A 6044-nucleotide genomic window follows, 5' to 3' on the forward strand; every position below is an offset into this window, starting at 1 on the left:
GCAAGAACTACAAGTTATAATTCAAGAATTACAATTCATAATCGAAGAATTACAAATTATAACACAATAATTATAAATCATGATTCGATAATTACAAGTCATAATTCGATAATTACAAGTCATAATGCAATAATTACTAGTCATAACGCAAGATTTACATATTATAATGCGAGAACTACAAATCTTGATGGGATAATTATAAAGTAGGGTGGAAGAATTACAAAAAAGGAACGGAGTAAAGTTTGTGGGTACGAGCTAGAAGCTCGCACGAGTATTTCAATTGTGAGCTAGTAAACAAAAAAAATTGACGAATTGTCAGTCTTTATTTATTTTAGATAAAAAATTTATTTTGGCTCATATTTTGATGCTGTTTAGGTAATTATAAAATTTACAATTATGGGAATGAGTTATATGGTTTTAGCCGGAATTATTATGCTAATGAGTTGGTTGGTAAGTAGCCGATTGAAAAGCAAATTCGAATTTTATTCTAAATTACAATTGCAAAATGGTATGTCGGGAAAAGAAATTGCCGAAAAAATGCTGGCCGATAATGGCATTTATGATGTAAAAGTAATTTCGGTAGAGGGAAGACTTACCGATCATTACAATCCTACAGATAAAACGGTAAACTTAAGTGAAGCCGTTTATAACGAAAGAAATGCCGCAGCAGCAGCGGTTGCAGCTCATGAATGTGGGCATGCAGTGCAACATGCTAAATCGTATAGTATGTTGGAATTGCGGTCTAAATTAGTGCCAATTGTTTCGGTGACTTCTAATTTTGTACAATGGATATTGTTAGCAGGAATCATTATGATAAGGACTTTTCCTTCTTTATTATTGCTTGGAATTGTGATTTTTGCATTAACCACTTTGTTTACCTTAATAACTTTACCGGTAGAATACGATGCAAGCAATCGTGCTTTGGCTTGGTTGAAAAATAAAAACATGCTAAATCCGGCAGAATATTCGGGAGCTGAAGATTCTTTAAAATGGGCTGCCCGAACTTATGTAGTTGCTGCAATTGGTTCTATAGGAACTTTGTTGTACTATGTTTCTATTTATCTTGGAGGAAGAAGAAATGATTAATTTTTTCAAATATAAAAAATCAGAATCCGCTATGAAAGTAGCGGATTTTTTATTCAGAAAAAGAAGATAAAATTAACGCAACCGATAACCAAGCCACCCCATGAATTAAGAGGCATTTGGCATAACTTTGATTTCCGTAGAGTTGTTTTACTAAATGCACCATAAAATAAATGATGCTAATTGGCACAAACAAATACAATAATAATACGCCACCATTGGGAGTGTTGCCATGGGTTGGAAAAAGTTCATAACACACTCCAGCAATTAAGATGTAAATGGTGTAAAAAGCGATTGCTATATTTTCTTTAGTGAATTTATTGAAGTTCATTCGTTTTATTTATTGTGATGATTTGTTGCCTTGTTCGCAGTTGAAGGGTTACAATTGAATTTGTCGCTCTATTTGTTGGTCTAAGGAGATGAAGGTTTCCGTTCTGGAAACGCCATCAATTGGTTGGATTTTGGTATTTAATAGTTGCATTAAATGTTCGTTGTCTTTGCATATTATTTTGATTAATATGCTCCAGTTTCCGGTGGTGTAATGGCATTCTAATATTTCCGGAATTTTGCGTAATTCTTTTACGGCCTCCGAGTTGTTTGCAGCTTTTTCGAGATAGACACCAATAAACGCCATGGTTTTATATCCTAAAACTTTATTGTTAATGATGAATTTAGAACCCGAAATAACGCCTGCGTCTTCTAGTTTTTTTAATCGTTGGTGAATAGCGGCTCCTGAGATTCCTATTTTGTTTGCGATTTGCAATATTGGTTTTCGAGCATCTTCCATTAGATTTCGAAGAATTTCCTTGTCGATACCGTCAATTTCTATTTGAAGTTGGTTGATTTTCATAGGTGCTAAATTTAAAGCAAAAATAAGAATATTGTTTTAATTGTAAAGCAAATACTAGAATTAACGAATAGTTAATTTAAATTAGTATTTGATTGCCTTATTTGTCTTATTTTGATTTAATGTTTAGTATGTTTTGCTGAATTTTGATTGAAAAGTTATTGTTTAGGAATTTTATTTTCATTCAATACCTTCGCTTGCTAGCCCCGATTGAGCCGATAGCTCTCGTGGAGGAACGGAACGAGACTAAAGGCGAAAGCGGGAATTACCTTTCCTGAAATGCGCAAACGATTCGCTTCTTAAAATATTAATTATTAATTGCTTCGACAATTATTGCAGGATCGTTAAGCATGTCTTTAAGCATGTTTTCTATTCCGTTTTTAAGGGTGAAAGTAGACGATGGGCAACCGTTGCAGGAACCTTGTAGGATAACTTTTACACGTTTTTCATTTTCATCGTACGAATCGAAAAGGATATTTCCGCCATCGGCAGCAACTGCGGGCTTAACATATTCCTCTAAAATGTTGATGATTTGTTGGGAAGTGGTGTCAAGATTATCGAAATTTTTTATTTGTTGTTTCTCTTGTTTTGTATCAGCAACCACCAAAGTTTCGTCAATAACGACACCTCCATTTTCAATATATTCTTTGATAAAGGTTCGGATTTCTATTGTTATTTCTTCCCAAGTTGCTACTTCGTACTTAGTAATTGAAATATAATTTTCATCAATAAAAACTTCTTTTACAAATGGAAATTGGAAGAGCTCTTTGGCCAATTGGGAAGGGGCAGTTTCGTCTATGTTTTTAAATTCGAGGGCTGTTTTGGTAAGACGTCTACTTACAACAAACTTAAGTGTAGCAGGGTTTGGCGTGGTTTCGCCATAAACAGTTAGTGCGGTTTTGGTAGGTTTTGAAGTGTCTTCAACCAAGATTTTCCCTCCTGATTTTACGAATTCTTCTATTTGTTCTGCAACTGCATCTTTTACATCATTCCAATCTACGATGCTGAATCTTTCTACAGCAATGAAATTTCCGGAGATATATACCGTTTTTACAAAGGGTAGGTAGAATAATTGTTGGGCTAGAGGCGAATTTTTGGCTTCATCGATATTCTTAAATTCAAAACTTTCGTTTTGGGTTATAAAGTCGGGGAATTCAAATTTTAATATGGTTGGATTTTGAGTTTCTTTTATTATGATTTTCATTGTAAGTGTTTCTCTGTATTTTTCAACAAATTTAACAAAGTTATTCGTTGATAATTCCTATATTTGGAGATTTAAACAATAAATTAACATTTGTTTTCTAAATATTTATAATTATAAAGCAAATATATCCATACAGTAAATGAGAAAAATTCTACTTTGTTTATCTTTTTTATCCATGAATTTTATTCATGCACAATTGATTGTTAACAATACTACGCAAACCCCAGCGCAATTAGTTCAAAGTGTACTTTTAGGAAATGGGTTAACGGTATCTAATATAAAATTTAATGGTTCTGCTGCTGCTGCTGCTACAGTTAGAGATCAAGTTGGGAAGTTTACCAATGGTAATACTTCCAATATTGGATTGAATTCAGGAATTGTGTTGGCTACCAATAAAGCAACCGTTGCAATTGGACCTAATAATCAAGGAGGCGCAAATCAAGCATCCGCATTTCCACTTTCACCAGGTGATGCTGATTTAGAGATGCTTACCACTGGTGTTGTAAAAAATAAAGCAATATTAGAGTTTGATTTTGTGCCTACAGGACAGAATTTAAGTTTTAATTTTGTTTTTGCATCGGAAGAATATTTAGAATTTGTATCTACTGATTATAATGATGTTTTCGGATTTTTTATTAGTGGTCCAGGTATAACTGGTCCTTATTCTGGAAATGCCAAAAATATTGCATTGATTCCTACTACTACTACAGCTATTACTATTGATAATGTTAATAATGTTAGTAATCCTACTTTTTATATTAACAATGGTACTGGAGCTACGCCCTTAGTAAATACAACTATTCAATATGATGGTTTTACAAAAGTTATTGCGGCCATAGCCAACGTACAGTGTGGTCAGACTTATCACATAAAACTAGCAATAGCAAATGTTGGCGATAATTCATGGGATTCTGCCGTTTTTTTAGAAGCGAATAGTTTTAATACTACGCCTGTATTTAGTTTGCCACCCGACTTAACAGTTACTAGCGGAACTGCTCCTTGTTTTGGAGCTGCTAAACAAATATGTACAGGTTTAGCAACTACTATATTGCACGAATGGACTTTAAATGGAGTTCCTATTGTTGGAGCTTCGGGGCCTTGTGTTACAATTAGTGAACCGGGGCAATTATGTGCTACCGTTTATCCTCTGGGATCTGCTTGTCCAACTACGCGTTGTATGACAGTTCAGTTTTTACAACCAATGCCAATTTCGAATCCTGTCACAGTTAAGGCTTGTGCGGGTTCGACATTTAATTTAACTACTAATACTGCTGTTATACTTGATGGGTTAAATGCAGCAGATTATGACGTTGCGTATTATCATACCCAATTAGATGCGGAAAACACTTCAAATCCTATTATTGATATTTCTGCATATTCAGGGGTAGAGGGAGAGATTATTTGGGCTGGAGTATCCGATATTGCTTCAGGTTCAGGTTGTGTGGAAACAAAATCCTTTATTTTGACTTTTGTTTCGGCTATTGCTCCAGAAATAACATGTGGAACTCCAACAAATAGTTCTGTTGCATTTAATTGGACCGCTTTGGCAGAAACAACTGATTATACAGTTTCTTATCAAATTAATACAAATACACCTATTAATATTGGAGCCATTGGAAATGTAATTACATATCCAATTTCTGGTTTAACTCCAGGGAATAATGTACAAATTACCTTGACTCCTGTGGGAGGCGTTGGAACTTGTTTTGCTCCTGCAACCTTTACTTGCTCAACCACTTTATGTCCATCCATAACTTTACCTTCTACTGATCAAACTTTGTGTCTTAATGGGAATCCGACTCCTTTTTCTGTGACAACTTCTGCTACGGCCTCTAATTCTATAAGTTATGTTTATTTTACTACTCTTCAAGTTGGAGATACTATGTATACAGGAGGAATTCCTTTAGGTAACGTAACACCAACAGCTGGAGGTATAGCAACTTTGGACCTTCCTGTTTTAGGTTCTGGTTCCCTGCCAAATGCAGCGGGGACTTATTATGTATACGCTATTGTTACTCCTGCTCCATTAGATGTTACCTGCAGACCCTACTCGTTGATCCAAGTTGTGGTTAATGATGTTCCCTTAGCACCAACAGTTGTAACTCCAGTTACATATTGCCAAAATGCTACGGCATCTGCTTTAACTGCTACAGGTACAAATTTACTTTGGTATACTGCTGCAACGGGCGGTGTTGGTTCTGCTTCGGCTCCAACCCCTAGTACTGCTGCCGCCGGAAATATTGATTATTATGTTTCTCAAACTATTTTAGGCTGCGAAAGTCCTAGAGCTTCTATAACCGTAACGGTTAATGCTACACCTGCAGCACCAACGGTTACCACTCCAGTTACCTATTGCCAAAATGCTTCGGCATCTGCTTTGACCGCGACTGGTACTAGTTTACTTTGGTATACTACAGCAGCGGGAGGTGTTGGTTCTGCTACAGCACCAACTCCTAGTACTGCTACTGCTGGAAATATTAATACTTATGTTTCTGATACTATTTTAGGATGCGAAGGTCCTAGAGCAACTATTACAGTTACAGTAAATGCTACGCCAGTGGCACCAACAGTAACTCCAGTTTCGTACTGCCAAAATGCTCCTGCATCGGCATTGACTGCAACAGGATCAGGACTGCTTTGGTACACTGCTGCAATAGGAGGTACCGGTTCTGCAACAGCTCCAATACCAAGTACTGCTAATGTGGGCACTATGGATTATTTTGTTTCTCAAACTATTTTAGGATGTGAAGGACCAAGAGCTTCTATCACGGTAACCACTATCACCGCCCCAACGATCACCGCTCCAACTTCTTACCAAGTATGCGATGACAACACCGATGGTGTATCTTGTTTATTTATTTTAAGCACCAAAGATACCGAGGTGACTGCTGCTACGGGTTTGACTATCAC

Annotated in this window: 5 protein-coding genes; 2 read left to right on the top strand and 3 right to left on the bottom strand. The window is 36.1% G+C overall.

The genetic code is table 11. The annotated features are described in order from the left end of the window. Nucleotides 1–396 precede the first annotated feature (396 nt). Complete coding sequence (locus tag ACIQ2J_RS08080; RefSeq protein WP_396168395.1) at nucleotides 397–1086, top strand: zinc metallopeptidase; 690 nt, start codon at nucleotides 397–399, stop codon at nucleotides 1084–1086. A gap of 49 nt (nucleotides 1087–1135) precedes the next feature. On the opposite strand, the gene ACIQ2J_RS08085 is transcribed toward ACIQ2J_RS08080, so the two are convergent. The 3 genes from ACIQ2J_RS08085 to ACIQ2J_RS08095 form a co-directional block, all read right to left on the bottom strand. After that, nucleotides 1136–1414, bottom strand: a complete 279-nt coding sequence (locus ACIQ2J_RS08085; protein ID WP_396168397.1) for a hypothetical protein — start codon at nucleotides 1412–1414, stop codon at nucleotides 1136–1138. Nucleotides 1415–1462: 48 nt separating this feature from the next. Beyond that, nucleotides 1463–1933 (bottom strand): Lrp/AsnC family transcriptional regulator, encoded by a 471-nt coding sequence (locus ACIQ2J_RS08090; RefSeq protein ID WP_396168398.1) that lies wholly within the window; start codon nucleotides 1931–1933, stop codon nucleotides 1463–1465. Nucleotides 1934–2237: 304 nt separating this feature from the next. After that, on the bottom strand, nucleotides 2238–3134 hold the full coding sequence (locus ACIQ2J_RS08095) for a NifU family protein (protein WP_396168400.1): 897 nt from the start codon (nucleotides 3132–3134) through the stop codon (nucleotides 2238–2240). A 139-nt stretch (nucleotides 3135–3273) separates the two neighbouring features. Between ACIQ2J_RS08095 and ACIQ2J_RS08100 the strand changes: the two genes are divergently transcribed. Then, on the top strand, nucleotides 3274–6044 hold a 2771-nt coding region (locus tag ACIQ2J_RS08100), incomplete at its 3' end, for a choice-of-anchor L domain-containing protein (RefSeq protein ID WP_396168402.1).

This window comes from Flavobacterium sp. (assembly GCF_044357305.1).
Taxonomy (GTDB): Bacteria; Bacteroidota; Bacteroidia; order Flavobacteriales; family Flavobacteriaceae; genus Flavobacterium.